The organism is Kutzneria viridogrisea DSM 43870 (assembly GCF_000525635.1).
Lineage (GTDB): Bacteria > Actinomycetota > Actinomycetes > Mycobacteriales > Pseudonocardiaceae > Kutzneria > Kutzneria viridogrisea.
Window position 1 is genome coordinate 8,086,541 of sequence record NZ_CP007155.1, and the last position, 19,239, is coordinate 8,105,779.

General features: G+C 71.9%; 17 protein-coding genes. 6 read left to right on the forward strand and 11 right to left on the reverse strand.

Going from position 1 to position 19,239, the window contains the following annotated elements; translation table 11 throughout:
• On the forward strand, window positions 1–753 hold the full coding sequence (locus KALB_RS35040) for a class I SAM-dependent methyltransferase (protein WP_025360340.1): 753 nt from the start codon (window positions 1–3) through the stop codon (window positions 751–753).
• A gap of 54 nt (window positions 754–807) precedes the next feature.
• Here the strand turns inward: KALB_RS35040 and KALB_RS35045 are convergent, their stop codons facing one another.
• Complete coding sequence (locus KALB_RS35045; protein ID WP_025360341.1) at window positions 808–1,563, reverse strand: enoyl-CoA hydratase/isomerase family protein; 756 nt, start codon at window positions 1,561–1,563, stop codon at window positions 808–810.
• A 119-nt stretch (window positions 1,564–1,682) separates the two neighbouring features.
• Between KALB_RS35045 and KALB_RS35050 the strand changes: the two genes are divergently transcribed.
• Window positions 1,683–2,219, forward strand: coding sequence for a DUF6328 family protein (locus KALB_RS35050; RefSeq protein ID WP_025360342.1), 537 nt, complete (start codon window positions 1,683–1,685; stop codon window positions 2,217–2,219).
• Here the strand turns inward: KALB_RS35050 and KALB_RS35055 are convergent, their stop codons facing one another.
• The 5 genes from KALB_RS35055 to KALB_RS35075 form a co-directional block, all read right to left on the reverse strand.
• Complete coding sequence (locus tag KALB_RS35055; protein WP_025360343.1) at window positions 2,220–3,050, reverse strand: MBL fold metallo-hydrolase; 831 nt, start codon at window positions 3,048–3,050, stop codon at window positions 2,220–2,222.
• A 15-nt stretch (window positions 3,051–3,065) separates the two neighbouring features.
• Complete coding sequence (locus KALB_RS35060; RefSeq protein WP_025360344.1) at window positions 3,066–3,632, reverse strand: TetR/AcrR family transcriptional regulator; 567 nt, start codon at window positions 3,630–3,632, stop codon at window positions 3,066–3,068.
• Between the two features lie 44 nt (window positions 3,633–3,676).
• On the reverse strand, window positions 3,677–6,349 hold the full coding sequence (locus KALB_RS50065; RefSeq protein WP_275451574.1) for an ATP-binding protein: 2,673 nt from the start codon (window positions 6,347–6,349) through the stop codon (window positions 3,677–3,679).
• Window positions 6,350–6,791: 442 nt separating this feature from the next.
• Window positions 6,792–8,078 carry a DNA polymerase IV gene (locus tag KALB_RS35070; RefSeq protein ID WP_025360346.1) on the reverse strand — a complete coding sequence of 429 codons (1,287 nt, stop codon included), beginning with the start codon at window positions 8,076–8,078 and terminating at the stop codon, window positions 6,792–6,794.
• A gap of 232 nt (window positions 8,079–8,310) precedes the next feature.
• On the reverse strand, window positions 8,311–9,033 hold the full coding sequence (locus tag KALB_RS35075) for a class I SAM-dependent methyltransferase (protein WP_025360347.1): 723 nt from the start codon (window positions 9,031–9,033) through the stop codon (window positions 8,311–8,313).
• 68 nt (window positions 9,034–9,101) lie between these two features.
• On the opposite strand from KALB_RS35075, the gene KALB_RS35080 reads away from it, so the two are divergent.
• The 3 genes from KALB_RS35080 to KALB_RS35090 all read left to right on the forward strand — a co-directional run bounded on the left by KALB_RS35080 (window position 9,102) and on the right by KALB_RS35090 (window position 11,277).
• Window positions 9,102–9,995 (forward strand): ParA family protein, encoded by an 894-nt coding sequence (locus tag KALB_RS35080; RefSeq protein ID WP_025360348.1) that lies wholly within the window; start codon window positions 9,102–9,104, stop codon window positions 9,993–9,995.
• 82 nt (window positions 9,996–10,077) lie between these two features.
• The gene (locus KALB_RS35085; protein ID WP_025360349.1) at window positions 10,078–10,884 is read left to right on the forward strand and encodes an Fpg/Nei family DNA glycosylase; all 807 of its coding nucleotides are present in this window, start codon (window positions 10,078–10,080) and stop codon (window positions 10,882–10,884) included.
• Window positions 10,885–10,896: 12 nt separating this feature from the next.
• Window positions 10,897–11,277, forward strand: coding sequence for a hypothetical protein (locus KALB_RS35090; protein WP_025360350.1), 381 nt, complete (start codon window positions 10,897–10,899; stop codon window positions 11,275–11,277).
• 20 nt (window positions 11,278–11,297) lie between these two features.
• Here the strand turns inward: KALB_RS35090 and KALB_RS35095 are convergent, their stop codons facing one another.
• Window positions 11,298–12,494, reverse strand: a complete 1,197-nt coding sequence (locus KALB_RS35095; protein ID WP_025360351.1) for a tetratricopeptide repeat protein — start codon at window positions 12,492–12,494, stop codon at window positions 11,298–11,300.
• 175 nt (window positions 12,495–12,669) lie between these two features.
• Between KALB_RS35095 and KALB_RS35100 the strand changes: the two genes are divergently transcribed.
• The gene (locus tag KALB_RS35100; protein WP_025360352.1) at window positions 12,670–13,698 is read left to right on the forward strand and encodes a quinone-dependent dihydroorotate dehydrogenase; all 1,029 of its coding nucleotides are present in this window, start codon (window positions 12,670–12,672) and stop codon (window positions 13,696–13,698) included.
• 135 nt (window positions 13,699–13,833) lie between these two features.
• Here KALB_RS35100 and KALB_RS35105 read toward each other — a convergent pair whose 3' ends face one another.
• The 4 genes from KALB_RS35105 to KALB_RS35120 all read right to left on the reverse strand — a co-directional run bounded on the left by KALB_RS35105 (window position 13,834) and on the right by KALB_RS35120 (window position 19,070).
• Entirely contained in the window at window positions 13,834–15,822 is a 1,989-nt protein-coding gene (locus KALB_RS35105) for a S53 family peptidase (RefSeq protein WP_025360353.1), read from the reverse strand.
• A 172-nt stretch (window positions 15,823–15,994) separates the two neighbouring features.
• The gene (locus KALB_RS35110; protein WP_025360354.1) at window positions 15,995–17,251 is read right to left on the reverse strand and encodes a uracil-xanthine permease family protein; all 1,257 of its coding nucleotides are present in this window, start codon (window positions 17,249–17,251) and stop codon (window positions 15,995–15,997) included.
• 164 nt (window positions 17,252–17,415) lie between these two features.
• Entirely contained in the window at window positions 17,416–18,207 is a 792-nt protein-coding gene (gene pspM / locus KALB_RS35115; protein WP_025360355.1) for a phage shock envelope stress response protein PspM, read from the reverse strand.
• A gap of 29 nt (window positions 18,208–18,236) precedes the next feature.
• Window positions 18,237–19,070: a PspA/IM30 family protein gene (locus KALB_RS35120; RefSeq protein ID WP_025360356.1), complete on the reverse strand. Its 834-nt coding sequence runs from the start codon at window positions 19,068–19,070 to the stop codon at window positions 18,237–18,239.
• Between the last annotated feature and the right edge of the window lie 169 nt (window positions 19,071–19,239).

A 19,239-nucleotide genomic window follows, 5' to 3' on the forward strand; every position in this document is an offset into this window, starting at 1 on the left:
ATGACCTTCGAGGAGTTGGTGGCCGAGGCCGAGTCGGTGAGCGTGGACGGCTGGGACTTCTCCTGGCTGGACGGCCGTGCCACCGAACAGCGCCCGTCCTGGGGCTACGCGGGGCTGCTCGCCCAGCGCGTGCCGCTGGCGGAGGCCGTGCTCGACGTGCAGACCGGCGGCGGTGAGGTGCTCGCGGGTGTGCCGCGCCTGGCACGGCTGACCGTGGCCACCGAGTCCTGGCCGCCCAACGTGGCCAAGGCCACCGAGCTGCTCCGCCCGCGGGGCGTGGCCGTGGTCGCCGACCCCGACGAACCGCCACTTCCCTTTGCCGACAACACCTTCGACCTCGTGACCAGCCGCCACCCGGTGACCACCTGGTGGGCGGAGATCGCCCGCGTGCTGCGCCCCGGCGGCAGCTACCTGTCCCAGCAGGTCGGCCCGTCCAGCGCCTTCGAGCTGGTGGAGTGGTTCCTCGGTGAGCAGCCCGCCGAGGTGCGCGACGCACGGCACCCCGACCGGGGGCGGGCCGGTGCGGAGCAGGCCGGGCTGACGGTGGTGGACCTGCGCGCGGAACGGTTGCGCATGGAGTTCCACGACATCGGCGCGGTGGTCTACTTCCTGCGCAAGGTGATCTGGATGGTGCCGGGGTTCACTGTGGACGGTCACCGCGAGCGCCTGCTCGCGCTGCACGAGCACATCCAGCGGCACGGCCCGTTCGTGGCGCACTCGGCCCGCTACCTGATCGAGGCCCACAAGGCCTGACCGGTCGTGTCATGAAAGTGCCGTTCGAGACATCTGGTGTCTCGAACGGCACTTTCATGACGGTCGGCGCGCGGTGATCCGGTCCAGGTAGGCGCCGATGCCCGCGATGATCTCGGGGCGGCACCAGTGGTCCTCGACCGCGGGGTCGTCGAGGCGCCGCCCGGTGGCGATCAGCTCGGCGGCGGGCCGGTGCAGCTGGCGCTTGGTGATCTCGTAGGCCGCGCGCGGGATCGCGGCGAGCTGCCGCGCCCGGGACACGGCCTCGGGCAGCAGCCGCTCCGGCTCGACCACGGCGTGCAGCAGACCGGCGGCCCGCGCGGTCGCCGGGTCCACGGTGCGCCCGCTCAGGACCAGCTCGCTGCCCGCGATCCCGGCCGCGTGCCGGAACACCTCCAGCGCGGCGGCGGGGAACGGCACGCCGACGAGCAGTTCGGTGACCCCGATCGTGCCCTGGCTCATCAGCCGCAGGTCGCAGGCGGCGGCGAACACGCAGCCGCCCGCGATGGCGTGCCCGTTGATCGCGGCGACCACCGGCCTGGGCCAGTCGAACACGGCGAGGATCGCCTCGGTGAGCGCGGGCAGGTACTGGCGTACGTACGCCGGGCCGCCGTCGAGGACGCGCCGCAGGTCGACCCCAGCGGAGAACGCGCGCCCACTGCCGGTCAGCACCACGGCGTCCACCCCGTCCTCGGCGCGCAGCTCGGCCATCGCGGAGGTGATGGCCCGCAACAACTCCAGGTCCAGGGCGTTGACCTTGCCGTGCGCCAGCCGCAGCACGGCCACCCGCTCGTCCCGCTCCACAGAGATCATGAGCCCAGCGTGCCACCACGGGTACGCCGTGCAACATACGTCAGCCTTCCGATGTCTCGGCGGCCGCCACGCGGGAAAGTTGATCTCCTCCCCCAGTTGCCCGAAGAACGGACCCAGCGATGACCACCACCTTGCCGCCCCAAGGGGCACACGAAGCCGTTGATCCGCAGGACAGGTGGAACTTCATCGCCAGAGGCGAGACCCCCACGCAGCGGGTGGACCGCAACTTCGCGGAACTGTTGCAGGAGGTCCGGGTCGCACAGACCGGTGTACAGCTGCTGCTGGCCTTCCTGCTGTCACTGGCCTTCACGCCCCGCTTCGCCACGTTGACCGACCTGCAACGGGACGCCTTCGTGGCCAGCCTGGTGCTCGGTGCCACGGCCACCGCCCTGCTGATCGCCCCGGCCCCGTTCCACCGCCTGGTGTTCCAGCGCAGGCTGAAGCGGCAACTGGTCCAGGTGTCCAGCGCGTTCGCCCTGTGCGGGCTGGTGCTGCTGATGCTCTCGCTGGCCGCGGCGCTGCTGCTGATCCTGGACGTGGTGCTGGGCACCCACCTGGCGGTGTGGATCACCGGCGGGATCGTGGGCTGGTTCAGCCTGCTCTGGTACGTCGTGCCGCTGTGGTTCCGCCTGCGGCGCCGCGGTTCCCGGCACTGATCACGGGCGGCGGTGGCGGGCCAGTTCCACCGGGTCGTGCGCGGAGAAGACCGCCACCTTGCCCGCCTGCTCACCCACGAGGGCGCGCAGCCGCGCCTGGTTGTCCAGCCGGGTCCTGCGGGAGAACTGCACCATGTTCTGGAACGCCCGCAGGCCCGGTGTGCACCTCGGCGACACCGGGTTGACCTCCTCGTGGAAGAAGTACGAGTCCCCGGCGTGCAGCAGCCAGCCCTGGCCGGTGTCCACCGCGATGCCCGCGTGGCCCACGGTGTGCCCGGCCAGCGGCACGAGCAGGATCTCCGGCGGCAGCCCGCGCAGGTCGCGCACCGCGGCGAAGCCGAACCAGTGCTCGCCATCCGGTTCGGGGTAGACCTCCCAGTCCGGGTTGTGCGCCCACTGGGCGGTCCGGTAGCGGCTGCGGTCGGCGGCGCTGGCCTGCGCGCGGGCGGCCCGCAGCTCGGTCTCGTGGACGTGCACCTTGGCGTGCGGGAAGTCACGCAGCCCACCGGCGTGGTCCAGGTCCAGGTGGGTGAGCACGATGTGCCGCACGTCCTCGGGCGAGTAGCCGAGCTGAACCACTTGGCGCACAGCGGTTTCCGATTCGGCGAGCACCGGACGGGTGAGCTGGGTGAACGGCCGGGGCAGCGAGCCCGCCGGGTGGCGCACGTCGTCCAGGCCGAGGCCGGTGTCGATCAGCACGAGGCCCTGTTCGGTCTCGACCAGCAGGCAGTGGCAGACCATCTCGGCGGCGGCGAACACCGAGCCGGTGCCGCTGATCAGCCTGCCGCCGGGCGGGCGCATCGTGCCGCAGTTCAGGTGGTGCACGCGCATGGGCGCTCCTAGTTCTCAGCCCACCAGCTCACGCAGCTGGGCGGCGACGGTGTGCAGCGGGGTCAGGTCGTGTCGGGTCCTGGCGAGCAGCAGCGCGCCCTCGATCGCCGACAGGGCAACGGTGGCCAGCGCGGTCGCGCGGTCCGCCGCGAACCCGTGCGCCCGCAGGTGTTCCGCGATCAGCTCCAGCCAGCCCTCGTACACCTGTACGCAGGCGGCCCGGATCGGCTCGCTGTCCGAGGCCACGTCCAGCGCCACGGTCGCCACCGGGCAGCCCTCGCGGAAGTCGGTGGCGCGCAACTGTTCGGCGAGCAGTGAGATCACGTTTTCCAGTGCCTGCGCGGGATTCGGCGCGGCGGCCAGCACCGCGCGCAGGCCGTCGGCGAACTCGGTGCCCGCCATGGCGACGGACTCGGCCGCGAGCTGTTCCTTGCCGCCGGGGAAGTGGAAGTACAGCGATCCCTTGGGCGCACCCGCCTCGGCGAGCACCTGGTTCAGGCCGGTCGCCTGGTAGCCCTGGGTGCGGAACAGCGCGGCCGCGGTACGGACCACGCGCTGCCTGGTGTCGTTGCGGTTGACCACCGGCTCAAAATATACAGACTGGTCTAGTGAGCACAAGGGCGGGCTCACCCAGAGGCGAGCCTGCGCAGACTCGCCTCGCGGGCGATGTCGGTGCGGGTGCGCACGCCGAGCTTGGCCAGGATGTGCGAGACGTGCGTGGTGACGGTCCGCCGCGAGACGAACAGTTGCTCGGCGATCTGCGGGTTGGACAGGCCCTTGACCACCAGTGCGGCGATCGTGGCCTCGGCCGGGGTGAGGCTCTCCCAGCCCACCTTGGCCCGCCGGTGCTTCACGTGCGGCCCGCGCCGGATCCCCAGCGCCCGCAAGCCCGACTGCGCCCTGGCCAACTGCCGGTCGGCGCCGAGTTCGGCGTACAGGTCCAGGCAGCGGGTCGCGGCGGCCCGCGCCGAGCTGCTCTGTCCACTGTGGACGAACGCGATCGCGGCGGCCTCCAGCGCCTTGGCCCTGGGCAGCGGCCTGCCCGCCTCGCGGTAGCCCTGCGCCGCGAGCAGCAGCCGCTCGCCGTCCCCCGCGACCAGGCCCGCGCAGTACGCGTGCGCCGCAACCCGGTGCGGCACAACGGAATCCGCCGCCAGCTCGGCCACCAGCCCGGTGGTCCGCGCGGCCGTGGCGTTGTCACCGACCGCCACCGCCAGCCGCACGATCTCCGGCAGCACGTCGTCCGCGGTGCCCGCGGCCAGCACCGCCAGCGCCTCGTCCAGCCGCCCGGCCTGCTCGTGCGCCAGGCTCTGCGCCAGCGACACCAGGTGCACGGGGTGGTCGGCGTGTGCCTGGACCGCGTCGAGGTGCTCCTGCGCCGCGGCGGTGTGTCCGCGGTGCAGGTGGATCAGCGCTGCGATGCCGTGGTCGCAGCAGGAGACGATCGGGTTCTTCAGGTCCTCGGCGAGCAGGTCCACCGCCACCAGCGCCTCGTCCCAGCGGCCGGTGTCGTGCAGCAGCTGGCCCAGCGCGCACTGGGCCTGCGCCAGGCGCACCAGGTTGCCGACCTCGTCGGCCTGGGCGACCAGCTCCAGCACGGCGGCGTGCGCCTGCGCGGTGCGGTCCAGCTCGGCCAGGGTGATGGCGTAGTTGATCTGCAACAGCAGCCGGAGGTCCGCCAGCGAGGTGTCCGAGCGCGCGGTGCGCAGCGCCCGGTCCAGCAGCGGCAGCGCGGCGTCGAGCTGCCCGCGGTGCAACAGGGCCAGCGACCTCACGTGCAGGGCCCAGCCCGTGGCCCAAAGGTCGGGCTCGGGCTCGTCGAGCACCGCCGAGGCCGCGCGCTCGGCTTCGCACGACTCCCCGAGGTCCCACTGGGTGCGCGCGGTCAGCGCGAGCAGCCTGGCCCGCACCCGGCCGGTCAGCCCGGGCCTGCGCAGTGCCCGCGCCAGCTCGTCCAGTGAACGGGCCGAGTTGCCGGTGATCACCCGGCACTGGGCCAGCGTGGCGTGCAGGCGGACCAGGTGCTCGGCGTCCACCGCGGTGTCCAGCGCCGCCTCGGCGACCTGCTCCGCCTCGGCCGCCTCGCCGACCCGGTAGAGCGCGTCGGCCAACTGGTGTGCGAGCACGGCGGGCCGTTCACCCGGGCGGGACATGACCCGGCGCAGCAGGTCGGCCGCGGCCGAGGGCGCGTGCCCGATCAGCGCGTCGGCGTTGGCCACCAGCCAGTCCACGGTCCAACCGTCCTCGGCGGCCACCAGCAACTGGCGCGCGATGCGCTCGACCGGAGCACCGACCGCGGCCAGGGCCTTGGCCACGTCGGCGTGCCAGGCCGCGCGCACCGTGGCGGACATGCCCTCGTACAGGGCGGTGCGCACCATGGGGTGGCGGAAGGACAGGCCGTCTCCGCTCTCCTCGACCACGCCCGCCGACCGCGCCTCGTCCAGCACCGGCACCAGGTCGGCGACGCGCTGACCGAGGACCGTGCTCAGGTCGTTGGCGGTGAACTCCACGCCGAGCAGCGCCGCGGCCCGCAGCACGTGCCTGGCGTGCTCGGACAGGAAGCCGAGCCGGTTCTCGATCGCCGCGAACAGGGAACCCGGCAGCGTGGCGCCACGCCCCAGCGCCTCGACGAGTTCCTTGACGTACAAGGGGTTGCCCGCCGCGCCTTCCGCGAGGCCGAGCAGCTCGGCCCCGGGTTCGGCGCCGACCAGCGCGCGCACGAGCTCACCGACGGCCGTGTCGGGCAGCGGTCCGACGGGCATCCGCGTGAGGCCGCGCTGCCTGCTCAGCACCAGCAGGTCCTCCCGCGCGGGCACCGGCCGCATGGTGGCGATCAGCAGCAGCGGCAACTGGTCCACCAGCTTGGTCAACTGCCGCCACACCATGACGGTGCCGCTGTCAGCCCACTGGAGGTCGTCCAGGGTCAGCAGCACCGGTCCGCGGGCGCACAACTGGTCCACCAGCGCGAGCAGGCGTTCGGCGGCGGCAGCCGTGGGGTCGCCACCCAGGGAGGTCTCGCCGCGCAGCAGCCGCAGCGTTTCCTCGTCCACCGGCAGGGCTTCCAACAGGGGCAACAGGGGAAGCAGTTGGCCGAGTTCGTCCCCGGACCCGGACAACACCCGCAGCCCCTTGGACCTGGCCGCGGCCCGCGCCGCACGGACCAGGGTGGTCTTGCCGATGCCGGGTTCACCCTCGACCAGCACAGCGGCACCCCGCCCGGTGGCCAGGTCGGCCACCCGGCTCAGCAGCCGCGACAGTTCGCGGTCCCGGCCGACCACGGCTGGCACAGCACTGACCACAGATCGGATAATAGTACAGAAACTTGTGGTGAACAACACATTTACCGCAGGAGAATCGCCGGGTTCTTCACCGCTCGTTACCGTGCCGTACCCACACAATTCAACGATTCCTCGTATCACGCCAATTCGCAAGGAATCAGCCGTCAAGAATTCACTTCACGGCGGCTTGGGCGCTGCTGACCTGCTGCCAACCTGGTGCCGCTCGCGCACCACCAGCCGACGATCAGCGCCCTGGAGGGGTCGTGCGATTTCGTTTCATCGCAGTCGTTTTCGCGCTCGCCGCAGCCGCCAGCCTTGGTCTCTCCTCCGTGTCCCAGGCCACTGCCGCTCCCGCGTCCGCAGCGCACTTCGCGGACAGCCCGGACGGCGGGGTCTGGATGACCTGAGCGAACCTCCTGCACCACCGGGTGGCCACAGCGTCGTGGCCACCCTTTTTTTCATTTCATTTCCCCCTGTCCGGTTTCGGTTCGGTGAGCCCGGAGCGCCGAGGGCCCTGTCCGAGCAGTGAGGCGGGCCGCACCGCCGCACCGCCGAACCGGGACCTGGCCGAGTCGGCCGCGTGATCGGCTTCGCGCCAGCCCCGCTCCGGCGCGTCCAGGAACAGCTGCTCCCCCACCTCGGCGGCCTGCACGAGCTGTTCCACCCGCACGCCGATCAACCGCACCGCGCCGTGCGGCACCGATTCGTCCAGCAGCTTGCTCGCCGCCTGGAACACCTCGCGGGACACGTCGGTGGCCACCGGGAGCGTGCGCGAGCGGGTGATCGTGGTGAAGTCGTGGAACCGCACCTTGATCGACACCGTGCGCCCGCGCAGGCCCCGCGAACGCAGCGAGGCCGCGGTGCGCTCGGACAGCCGCAGCAACTCACGCCGCAGCAACTCACGGTCGTGGTGGTCCACGTCGAAGGTCTCCTCGGCACCGATCGACTTCTCCGCCGACTCCGGCACCACCGCACGGCTGTCGTGCCCGTTGGCCAGGGCGTACAGGTGCTCAGCCGCGGCGTTGCCGACCACCCTGCGCAGCCGGGCCAGCGGGGCGGCGGCCACGTCGCCGACGGTCTCCATGCCGACCCGGTCCAGCGACTCCGCGGTGCGCCCGCCGACGCCCCACAGCGCGCCGACCGGCAACGGGTGCAGGAACTCCAGGGTCTGCGCGTGCGGCACGACCACCATGCCGTCCGGTTTGGACATGCCCGAGGCCAGTTTGGCGATGAACTTGGTGGAGGCCACTCCCACCGAACAGGTGACGCCCACCTGCTCTGCCACACTCCGGCGCAGCTGGGCGCCGACCTGCGCCGGGGTGGCCCTCAGCCTGCGCAGCGCACCGGAGACGTCCAGGAAGGCCTCGTCCAGGCTGAGCGGTTCGACCAGCGGGGTGACCTCGCGGAAGATCTCCATGACCTTCGAGGAGGCCTCGGTGTAGAGCGGGAAGGTGGGCGGCACGTACACCGCCTGCGGGCAGAGCCGGCGGGCCCGCGAGGTGGGCATGGCCGAGCGCACCCCGTACTCGCGGGCCAGGTAGTTGGCCGAGGACACCACTCCGCGCGGGCCGGTACCGCCCACCACGACCGGGCGGTTGCGCAGCTCGGGGCGTTCCCGGATCTCCACCGAGGCATAGAAGGCGTCCATGTCCACGTGCAGGATCGGGCAGCCCGTGTCGTCAGGCCAGCTGTCCGCACCCGCGCGGAAGTGGTCCACCAGGCCACGCGGCAGGTTCGCGCTGCGCCCCACTGCTGCCTCCACACTCCCCTGGACCGAACGTCTGTTCGACCTCGAATCGGAGTGTAGTGCGGACCCCTGACAACCAACCGGCCCGCGCGTGTCGGACGTTCCGGTGCCGCGTGTCGGCGCTTCCGGTACGAACTCCCACGAGCTGGGAAAACGCGCGCCAAGCGCCGACACACCGCACGCCAAGCGCCGACACGCGGGGTTTGCCGCTGCGGGGTTCGCCGCCCGCGACGGGTCAGGGCCGCCGGGCGAGGGCGTGCAGGCGGGCGGCCATGTCGCGCAGGGGCGGGCGGGTCGCCGCCGCGAACTCCAGCTGGGCAAGCGCTTCCGCGGCGCCCGGGTTGGACTCCAGCACGGCGCCCGGCACCAGGTCGGCGACCACCCCGTGGCCCTGCAACAGCTCGACCCGCAGACCGGCCAGCTCCAGTGCGCGCGGCAGGCTCTCGGTGTCGAACCGGCGCAGCAGCGACTCCCCGACCAACTGCCCGTCCGGGTCGTCCAACAGCTGACGGGCGTCCACCAGTCGCCCGGCGATCACCCGGTTGAGGATGGCCGCGTACCGGTTGGCCACCAGCACCGAGATCGCCGCTCCCGGGGCGGCGGCCAGGCTGAGCTGGGCCAGCGCGGCGGCCAGGTCGTCCACGACCTCCAGCACGCCGTGCCCGAGGACCAGGTCGGCCTGCCCCGCGGGCACCAGTTCGGACAGCGCCTCGGTGTCGCCCTGCACGGCCGTGATCAGCTCGTTCACCCCGGCGTCCACGGCACGGCGTTGCAGGGTCGCCAGCGCGTTGGGGCTGGGCTCCACCACGGTCACGGCGCAGCCCGCAGCGGCCAGTGGCACGGCCCACACTCCGCTGCCCCCGCCCACGTCCAGCACGCGCGGCTGCTCGCCGCCGCGACGCTGGCGCACGGCGGCCAGCTCCTGGTCGAGCACGCGGTGCACGGCGTCCGGTCGCATGGCGGCGAGTCTAGGTCCGAGCGGATGTCGTCGATCTGCGGGCTTGTCCCAGACCGTAGGCTGCCGGTGTGCATACGGTCGCGGTATTGAGCCTCAAGGGCGGTGTCGGCAAGACCACGGTGGCCCTCGGTCTGGCCTCCGCGGCGCTGCGCAGGGGCGTCCGCACACTCGTGGTGGACCTGGACCCGCAGTGCAACTCCACGGCGACGCTGGAGCCACAGGAGACAGCGGCCACCCTGTTCCACGTGCTACAGAGCCCCAAGCCCGACACGGTGCGCGCGGCGATCTCGCCCAGCGGCTGGGGTGAGGGCGTGGACGTGCTGGTGGGCGCCGAGGAGGTGGAGGGCCTCAACCACCCCGACCCGAGCCTGTCCAAGCTGGGCAGGCTGGGCCGTGCGCTGGAGGTGGTGCACGAGGTGCGGACCGCCGATGACGAGCCGCCCTACCAGCTGGTGCTGCTGGACTGCCCGCCCTCGCTGGGGCAGCTGACCCGTTCCGCGCTGGTCGCGGCGGACCGCGCGCTGCTGGTCACCGAGCCGACCATGTTCGCGGTGTCCGGGGTGCAGCGGGCCTTCGAGGCGGTGCAGTCCGAGCGCGCCGAGCACAACCCGGACCTGCAACCGCTGGGCGTGGTGGTCAACCGGGTGCGCCCACGCTCGCACGAGCACCAGTTCCGCATCGACGAACTGCGCGAGATCTTCGGCCCGCTGGTGATGCCGGTGGCGCTGCCCGACCGGCTGGCCGTGCAGCAGGCCCAGGGCGCCTGCATGCCGATCCACCTGTGGAACACCCCAGGTGCCCGCGAGGTCGCGCTGGCCTTCAACCTGTTGCTCGCCAGGGTGCTGCGCGCCACCCGCCGCAGGCAGCGCCCGGTGTACGAGGAGCCCGAGGTCGAGCCGGAGCCCGAGCCCCAGGACGGCGTGGGCAGCCCGCAGTTCATGGAACCCCACCTGCCCTCGTGACGAACCGCAGTGCCATGAAAGTGCCGTTCCTGGCACATGACGCCAGGAACGGCACTTTCATGGCATGGGGCGGGGCGGGCTGATGCCTGAGGGCGACACGGTGTTCCTGACCGCGCACCGGTTGGACGAGGCGCTGGCCGGTGCCGAGCTCACGCGCGGTGAGCTGCGCCACCCCGAGCTGTCCACGGCGGACCTGACCGGGCGCACCGTGCTCGGGGTCCGCTCGGTGGGCAAGCACCTGTTCACCCGCTTCGACCGCGACCTGAGCCTGCACAGCCACCTGCGCATGGACGGCTCCTGGCACCTGTACCGGCCCGGCGAGCGCTGGCGGCGCCCCGACCACCAGGTGCGGGCCGTGCTGTCCACCGCCGACCGGGTGGCCGTGGGCTTCCGGCTGCACGACCTGAAGTTGCTGCCCACGGCGCAGGAGCACGGGCTGGTCGGGCACCTGGGCCCGGACCTGCTCGACCCCGACTGGGGTCCGGCGCTGGCCGGGCAGGCGGCGGACAGGCTGGCCGCCGAGCCGGACCGCGAGCTCGGGCTCGCCCTGCTGGACCAGCGTGTAATGGCTGGGATCGGCAACCTGTACCGGGCCGAGGTGTGCTTCCTGCTCGGGGTCACCCCGTGGTCGCCGGTGTCCACTGTGGACCCGGCCGAGGTGGTCCGGCTCTGCCACGACCTGCTGGCGCGCAACGCGTGGCGGCCCGAGCAGAGCACCACCGGGGAGCTGGCCAGGGGCCGCCAGCACTGGGTGTACGAGCGCGGCGGGCGGCGGTGCCTGCGCTGCGGCAGCGCGGTGCGCAGGGCCGTGCAGGGCAGCGGGGTCCAGCAGCGCAACACCTGGTACTGCCCTCGGTGCCAACGGGGTCCGGTGCCGGGTTCGTCCTGATACCGTTGGGGTATGGACCCGATCCTCGTCACGATCGCAGGTGCGCTGGTCAAGGAGGCCGTCAAGCCGGCGGTGGCCGCGCTGGTCAAGCGCGTCCGGGCGAAGTTCGGCAAGGGCACCGCCGAGGAGGACGTGCTCGAGGCGGCGCTGGAGTCCCCGGACAACGAGAAGGCCGTGCAGCGGCTGGCCAACCGGCTCGCCGAGGCCGAGCGGTCCGACCCCGAGTTCGGCGGTGAGCTGCGCGAGCTCTGGGAGACCGCCAAGGTCGAGATCACCCTCGCGCAGAACACGCAGGTCGCCAGCTCCGGCGGGGTGAACAACTCGATCACGGGCACCGTGCACGGCAAGGTGGTCCAGGCCCGCGACATCACCGGCGGCATCACCTTCCACTAGTCCACTGTGGACAAAGCAGGTCAGCGCTGGTTGAGCCGTTCCAGCCGTTGCGCGGCGGAGTTCGCGCGCGGGTGGTCCAGCACCTGGTAGATCGCCAGCGCGTGTTCGGCGTGCGCCACGGCGCCGCCGCGGTCCCCGGCCGCCAGCAGCGCGGCGCACAGCACCTCGCGCACCACCGCCTCCTGGAACAACCTGCGCAGCTCCTGCATGATCGCCAGCGCCGGGGTGAGCGCCTCGATCGCCGCCCGGTTCGCCCCCACGCGCAGCTGCGCCTCGCCCAGACTGGTCAGCACCCTGCCCTCGTTGTACCGGTCCCCGCGCTCGCGCATCGCGTGCAGGGTCCCGGTGAGCCCCGCGAGCGCCTCCTCCGCACGGCCCAACGCCGACAGCACCCGGTAGTAGTGGTGCCCGCGCAACGCGATCTGCTGCTCCTGGCCCGCCCGCACCGCCAGCGGCTCGGCCGCCAGCAGGCAGTCCAGCGCGTCCTGGTAGCGGCCCACCCCGTAGTGGGCCAACGCCAGCGACTCCAGGTCGGTCGCCATGCCCTGGTGGTGCTGCACCGACCGATCCGCCCGCAGAGCCAGGTCGAACTGCTCGACGGCCCGCTCGACCTCGTCCAGTTCGAGGTGGTGGAACCCCAGCTGGCAGCGGATCCGCCCCTCGGCACGGCGGTCGCCCAGCCGTTGGGCCGACACCACACCCAGCTCGTTGACGGTCTTCCAGTCCGTGTAGTGCTTGCGGTGGAAGTGCAGCCCCCACAACGCCTCGCAGAGCCCCACGACCAGTTCGTCCATCCCGGACTCGTGCGCGGCCCGCACCAGTGACACGAAGCTGGCCCGATCGGCCTCCAGCAGGTCCAGCGCCTCCACGTCGGTGCCGGGGAAAGCCGCCACCTGTTCGTAGCGCGGGCTCAGCCGCCAGCGGAACCGCGACACCGCCTTGTCCGCGGCCACCGCGTAGTCCAGGTACCAGGCGACGATCCGCTCCAGCGCGGTGCCCTCGGCGTGCTGCAACGCGTGCGCCCTGGCCAGTGAGGAGTAGCGGTACCGCCCGCCGGGCACCGCGCGCAGCAGGCCCTCGCGTACCAACTCGCCCAGCACGGCCTCCCCGCCCGGCTGCACGGCGTTGGCCAGCGCACCGGGGAAGTCGGCCCCTGGGTAGGACGCCAGCATCAGGAACACATGCGAGGCCCTGGGCGACAGGTGCTCGTAGGACATGGTGTGGATCCTTTCGCCCTGGGCATGGGACAGCCTCAACCCGCGTGCGTCCCCCCGTCCACGATCACCGACGATACCCAGTCGTGACCGGTGGCGTTATGCCCTTCACACGGGTGGCTGGACGCACGGGGTGGGTGTGCGCCGTCACCCCGGTGTGAGGAGGCACGATAGGGCCGTGGTCTACAAGCAGGTGGTGCGCGCGACGCTGTTCCGGTTCGGCGGGGGCGACCCCGAGGTGGCGCACGAGCGCACGCTCGGGGCACTGCGCAGGGTGAGCTCGCTGCCACCGGCACTGGCCGCGCTGCGGGCCCGCTACGCGGTGCAGGCCCCGCGCACGGTGTTCGGCGTGCGCTTCCCGAACCCGGTGGGGCTGGCCGCGGGCATGGACAAGAACGGGGTGGCGCTGCCCGCCTGGCCCGCGCTGGGCTTCGGCTACGTCGAGGTCGGCACGGTCACCCGGCACGCCCAGCCCGGCAACGACCGGCCCAGGCTGTTCCGGCTGCCCGACAGCGAGGCGATCGTCAACCGGATGGGCTTCAACAACGAGGGGGCGCAGGCGCTGGCCGACCGGCTGGACCGGCTCGGCGGACTGCCCGTGCCGCTGGGCATCAGCCTGGGCAAGTCGAAGATCACCCCGGTGGAGCAGGCGGTGCAGGACTACCGGCACTCGCTGCGCGCCCTGCACCGGCACGGGGACTACTTCGCGGTCAACATCAGCTCGCCGAACACCCCCGGCCTGCGCAGCCTGCAGGACCGGGCCGCGCTGACCGAGCTGCTGGCGGGCCTGCAGGAGGAGAACCGCTCGCTGGGCGCGGTCAAGCCGCTGCTGGTGAAGATCGCCCCCGACCTGACCGACAGCGCGATCGCCGAGCTGCTGGAGGTCTGCGGGGAGCACGAGGTGGCCGGGGTCATCGCCACGAACACCACGCTGGGCCGGGAGGGTCTGGCCGCGGCCGACTCCGCCAAGGCGGCCGAGGCGGGGGGCCTGAGCGGTCGCCCGCTGGCGGCGCGGGCCCGTGAGGTCGTGGCCTTCGTGCACGCCGAGACCGGTGGCCGCCTGCCGATCATCGGCGTGGGCGGCATCTTCGGCGCCGAGGACGCCGCGCGCATGTTCGACGCGGGCGCCAGCCTGGTGCAGCTCTACACCGGTTTCATCTACGAGGGCCCCGGCCTGGTCCGCAGGATCACCCGCAGCCTGGCCTGACCGCGAGTCCCGCTCGCAGGCACGCGAGTCCCGCCCTGGCGACGGGACTCGTACGCCCCAGGGCGGGACTCGCGGGAGTGCAGCAGCCGCCTGGCACCGGTTCGCGGTGCCAGGCGGCGCCTGTCTCGGGTCGACTCAGATCAGGCCGAGGAACAGCAGCCCGTTGGGCGTGCCGAGGCCGGTCACGTTGTCGTAGCCGCGGGTGGTCTGGATGGTCTGGTCGGGGTTGTTGAAGGACCGGACCGTCCGGACGTAGCCGTCGGCGTCGTTGAAGCCGTTGACGTAGTCCACGCGCACCTCACCGGCACCGGTGACCGGCTTGACGTCGCTGATCGCCGGGGTGTGCGAGAGGGCCTTGTACATCCACGGGTTGATGAACCCGTGGCGGCCGCCGAACTGGTCGGCCACGGCCATCAGACCGGCCATCAGCGGGGAGGCGAGGCTGGTGCCGCCGATGCGGTACTCGCCGTAGTGCACCCCGTCGGGGTAGGTCTGGGTCAGGCCGATCAGCATGCCGGTGGTGGGGTCGGCGTCCATCGAGATGTCCGGCACCACCCGACCGCGCTTGTCGCCGGTCTGGTTCTGCTTGGCCAGCGCCTCGGGCACGACGCCCTTCTGGTACGCGGGCTCCGGGAACAGCACGCTGGTGCCGCCGCCCGCGCCGTACAGCCAGGTGCCGGGGGCCGCGGGGCCCCACGCGCCGTTGGTCAGCGTGGACTTGCCGGTGGACCAGCCGGTCTCCAGCACCTTGCTGCCGTCCTTGCCGATGCCCAGGCTGGTGCCGCCGACCGCGGTGACCCACTGGCTGGAGGCGGAGAAGTCGGCCGAGGGCTTGGGCAGCCGGTGGCTCTCGTCCCCGTTGTCGCCCGAGGAGAAGTACACGCCGATGCCCTCGGCCGCCGCCTGGATGGCGATCGACTGGAAGGCGTTGACCTCGTCGGCGGGGATGTCCTCACCGGTGTCGCCGTAGGAGTTGGACACGATCTGTGCCTTGTTGCCCGCGACGATCGTGTTCAGGGCCTTGTCCAGGCCCAGGTCGGTGCAGTCCGCGCCGCCCACGTAGAGGATCTTGGCGCCGGGGGCCATGGCGTGCACGGCCTCCACGTCCAGGCTCTGCTCGCCGTACCAGCCGGAGGCGTCGCACTGGCTGGGGTCCTCGGTGCCCGGGGTGGGCGGGAAGACGATCTGCGAGTACTGGCCCTGGGTCAGCGGGTGCGCCGGGTCGTGCCGCTTGGCGTACTCGGCGGCGTCGGCGTACAGGGTGGGCGAGGCGAAGGCGTCCACGATGGCCACGGTGACCCCGCGCCCGTCCAGGCCGACCTTGCCGATGTTGTCCAGGTCGCTGGCCGCGCGCAGCTGCTGCGGGGTGTAGCCGCAGACCGCGTAGGGCAGCTGCTTGCCGCCGTAGGCCGGGTCGGTGGTGTCCACCTTCTGCCCGAAGTAGTCAGAGCAGGGCTGCGCGTTGACGAAGCCCGCAGGCGGCGGGGCGACGCCCGGCCCCGCGGTCTTGGTCTGCGCCACCGTGTCGGCGTTGGCGTCCCCGTTGGCGCCCACGTGCGAGGGCTTGACCAGCGAGAGGGCCTGGTCCACGTTGACCACGCCGGACACCGCGCCGGCCAGTGCCGCGGGCACCGACAGCGGGCGGTCGGCGGAGCGCAGCGTGCGGTCCTTGACCTTGTACAGGCCCAGGTTCACGCCGAAGGCGTGCTGCACCTGGGCGGCCGAGCCGGTCGCCTCGACGTACTGGTTGTTCGAGGGGATCTCGCCGATGCCGAACCCGCTGGAGCTCAGCCAGGTGCGCACCGCCTCGACCGTGCCCGCGCTGGGCGCGAACCGGGTCCGCACCTCGTCGGTGGACAGGAACCTGCGGTAGGACGGGCTGGACGGGTCGGACACCGCGGTCGCTGCGGCCTCCAGACCGGCCTGGTCCTTGGCCTTGAGGTACACCCGGAAGGTCAGCCGGTCCGAGCCGCTGACCTCGGCCACCTTCGCGTTCGGCTTGGCCCACACCGGCTGCGAGTCCGGAATGGCCGACATGCCCGCCGCGCTGGCCGAGGTCGCGAGGCTGGTCACGCCCGCCCCGGCCATCGCCACCGCGAGCAGGAACGCTGGAGTTCTTCGCACGAAAACGCCCCTTCTGCAGTTCTGAGCCCCTAACGAACACGGGCTCCCGCACCTGGGAATGAGGCTAACTCGCACCTCACCCGGGGCAAACAAGTAAATTTTCAGTGCGATGCGAATTTATTAACACCCATTGGTCACGGCTAACGGAATCACCTATGACCGATTTGTCGACTCAGTTCCTGCGCGCTGCGTACATGGCCCGCAGCAGTGGGTGCACGAGCACCACGAACATCGATCCCCAGGCGATGCCACCCAGCTCCACCTCGCCGAACCGCAGGCTGAGGTCCCCGGCCCCGGCGATCAGCGCGGCCCCGCCCACCATCAGGTTGACCGGGTTGAGCAGGTCCACCCCGTTGGTGGTCCAGATGCGCACCCCGACCAGGACGATCAATCCGTACAACAGCAGGCTCGCCCCGCCCATCACTCCGGCGGGCATCGTACTGAGCAGCGCGCCGAATTTGGGCGAAAAGGACAGCAGAACCGCGCCGCACGCGGCAACGACATAGGCGGCCGTGGAATAGACCTTGGTGGCCGTCATGACACCGATGTTCTCCGCGTACGTGGTGGTGCCCGATCCGCCGCCCGACCCGGCCAGCACCGTGGCCAGTCCGTTGGCGATCAGCGCGTCGCCCACGCTGCCGTCCAGGTTGCGGCCGGTGACCGCCGCGACGGCCTTCACGTGGCCCACGTTCTCCGCGACCAGCACGATGACCACCGGCAGCACGGTCAGCACCACCGAGGGCCGCAGCTCGGGGGACAGCAGTTGGGGCAGCCCGATCCAGTCCGCCTCGGCGACCGCGTCCAGCCGGGCCTTCTCCAGCCCGACCGTGCAGGCCGCGACCAGCCAGCCCGCGATCACGCCCACCAGCACCGAGGCCCGGGACAGCAGCCCCCTGCCCAGCACCCCGCACACCAGCACCACGCCCACGGTGACCGCGGCGATCCCGGGCTGCGGGGTCACGGACCTGACCGCGGACGGGGCCAGGTTCAGCCCGATCAGCATGACCACCGCGCCGGTGACCGCGGGCGGCATCAGCGACTCCAGCAGCCGCACGCCCAGGGCCTTGACCGCCACACCGACCACGACGAGCATCAGCCCGGCGGCCAGCACCCCGCCCAGCTGCGCGGCGGTGCCGTTCTCCCGCGCGGCGGCCAGCGGGGCCACGAACGCGAAGGAGGATCCCAGGTAGCTGGGCACGCGGTTGCGCGTCAGGAACAGGAACAGCAGGGTGCCGAGTCCGGAGAACAGCAGCGTGCTGGTGACCGGGAAGCCGGTGTAGGCCGGTACCAGCACGGTGGCGCCGAACATGGCCGCGATGTGCTGGAGGCCGAACCCGACGGTGAGCGGCCAGCTCAGCCGCTCCTGGGGGCCGACCACCTCCCCGTCCGTCACACGGCGCCCGTCGCCGTGCACGGTCCACAACGCCACGTGCAACCCTCCCCGCGGGTAGCCGACTCAGCAAGGAGATCCTGCCACGCGGGGTAGCCGATACCGCTACATCACAGTTCGATAATCACACTTCTGCCTGAAGATTTTTCGGGTATCCCGCCGGATCGGGGCAGTGCTGCTACCTGGAGTGATGTCACACCGGGTCAGGAGAGCTCACGCAGCGCGGAGGCAAGCCCGGTCAGGTGGTCGCTGGCCTCGAGCAGTGCCTGGTTGGGAGCCGTCGCCGTGTTGCTGGTCAGCACGGCCTGTCCCGCGGCGGCCACCAGCGCGCGGTAGCCCTCCACGCCCTCGTCCACCTGCTCGCGCAGCTTGCGCACGCCCGCACTGAGCTCGGCGCGCTGGGCGATCGGCACGATGTCCCTGGCCCGCTCCACCGCGACGAGCTGTTCGGCCACCGCCCGGATGGCCGCGGCGGCCTCCGCGGCGGCGACCCTGGCGTGCGCGACGGACTCCGCGGGCAGCGGCGCGACCCCGACCGCCGAGGGCGTGCCGAGCTGGCGCAACAGCTCCGCCAGCCCGGCCTCGGCCTCGGCGAGGGCCCGCATCGGCTCCCTGGCCGCCGACCCGTTCGGCGGCAGCGAGGCCAGCGGCACGGGCGGTTCGGGCAGCGGGGTGCGGTACAGCTTGATCGTCTTAACCCCCGAGCTGGTGGCGAACCAACCGAACAGGGCGGTGGCGCAGATGGCGGCGATGCCACCGGGCCCCGACAGGTCCGCGGCCTGGCCGATGACCAGCCCGCCGCCGATGGCGGTCATGCCGCCCCAGACGGCCGTGACCCGGCCCGCGCGCCGCCGCTTGCGCAGCAGCCTGGCGCGCGGGTCGCGCCAGTTGGCCACCTTGGCGCGGATGGTGTCGGCCACCGGCCCGCGCACCTGCTCACTGACCGCCTGTCCGAACTGGATCAGCTCGGTCAGCTGCCGCTTGCGCGAACCCATGACCACCCCCGTCGCCGGTCAGAGCCGGATCAGGACTGCTTCTCCTGCTGAACGCGCTGGGCGATCTCCTGCTGGATGCTCGCCGGGGTGACCGCGGGCGTCGCCGCCGCGGACCCGCTGGTGACCTCCCCGGCCACCGAGCCACCGCGCATCGAGGCGCGGATCTGCTCCAGCCGGCTGCTGCCCGCCAGCTCCGTGGTGGAGGCCTGCACCTCCATCATGCGGCCCTGCACCGAGTTGGAGGCCAGCTCGGCCGAACCCAGCGCCGTGGTGTACCGCTTCTCGATCTTGTCCCGGACCTCCTCCAGGGAGGGAGTGTTGCCGGGGGCGGCCAGCTCACTCATCTGGTTGAGCGACTTGGACACCTGCTCCTGCATCTTGGCCTGCTCCAGCTGGCTGAGCAGCTTGGTGCGCTCGGCCAGCTTCTGCTGCAGCATCATCGAGTTGCGCTCGACGGCCTGCTTGGCCTGGGCAGCTGCCTGCAGGGCCTGGTCGTGCAGGGTCTTGAGGTCCTCGATGTTCTGCTCGGCGGTCACCAGCTGGGTGGCGAAGGACTGCGCGGCCTGCTCGTACTGCGCTGCCTTGGCCTCGTCCCCCTTGGCGCGGGACTCGTCGGCCAGCACCAGCGCCTGACGGGCCGATGCCTGCAGCTTCTCCACCTCGCCGAGCTGCCGGTTGAGCTTCATCTCCAGCTGGCGCTGGTTGCCGATGACGGCCGCCGCCTGCTGGGACAGTGCCTGGTGCTGCCGCTGGGCCTCTTCGATGGCCTGTTGGATCTGCACCTTCGGGTCCGCGTTCTCGTCAATCTTGGCGGAGAACGCCGCCATCAGGTACTTCCAAGCCTTCACGAAAGGGTTGGCCATCTCCTCCGCCTGCCTTCTGCCTACTCCGGACTACCGCACTCCCGCACTCACGAGAACGCCGCGCCCAGGAAACGAGCCGGTACCGGTGCGGGTTCCATCGTGTCAGGTGGCCGCGCGCCGTTCCACCGAACCCCACGAATGTCAGGGACACCCCGACCCCGCTACAGGA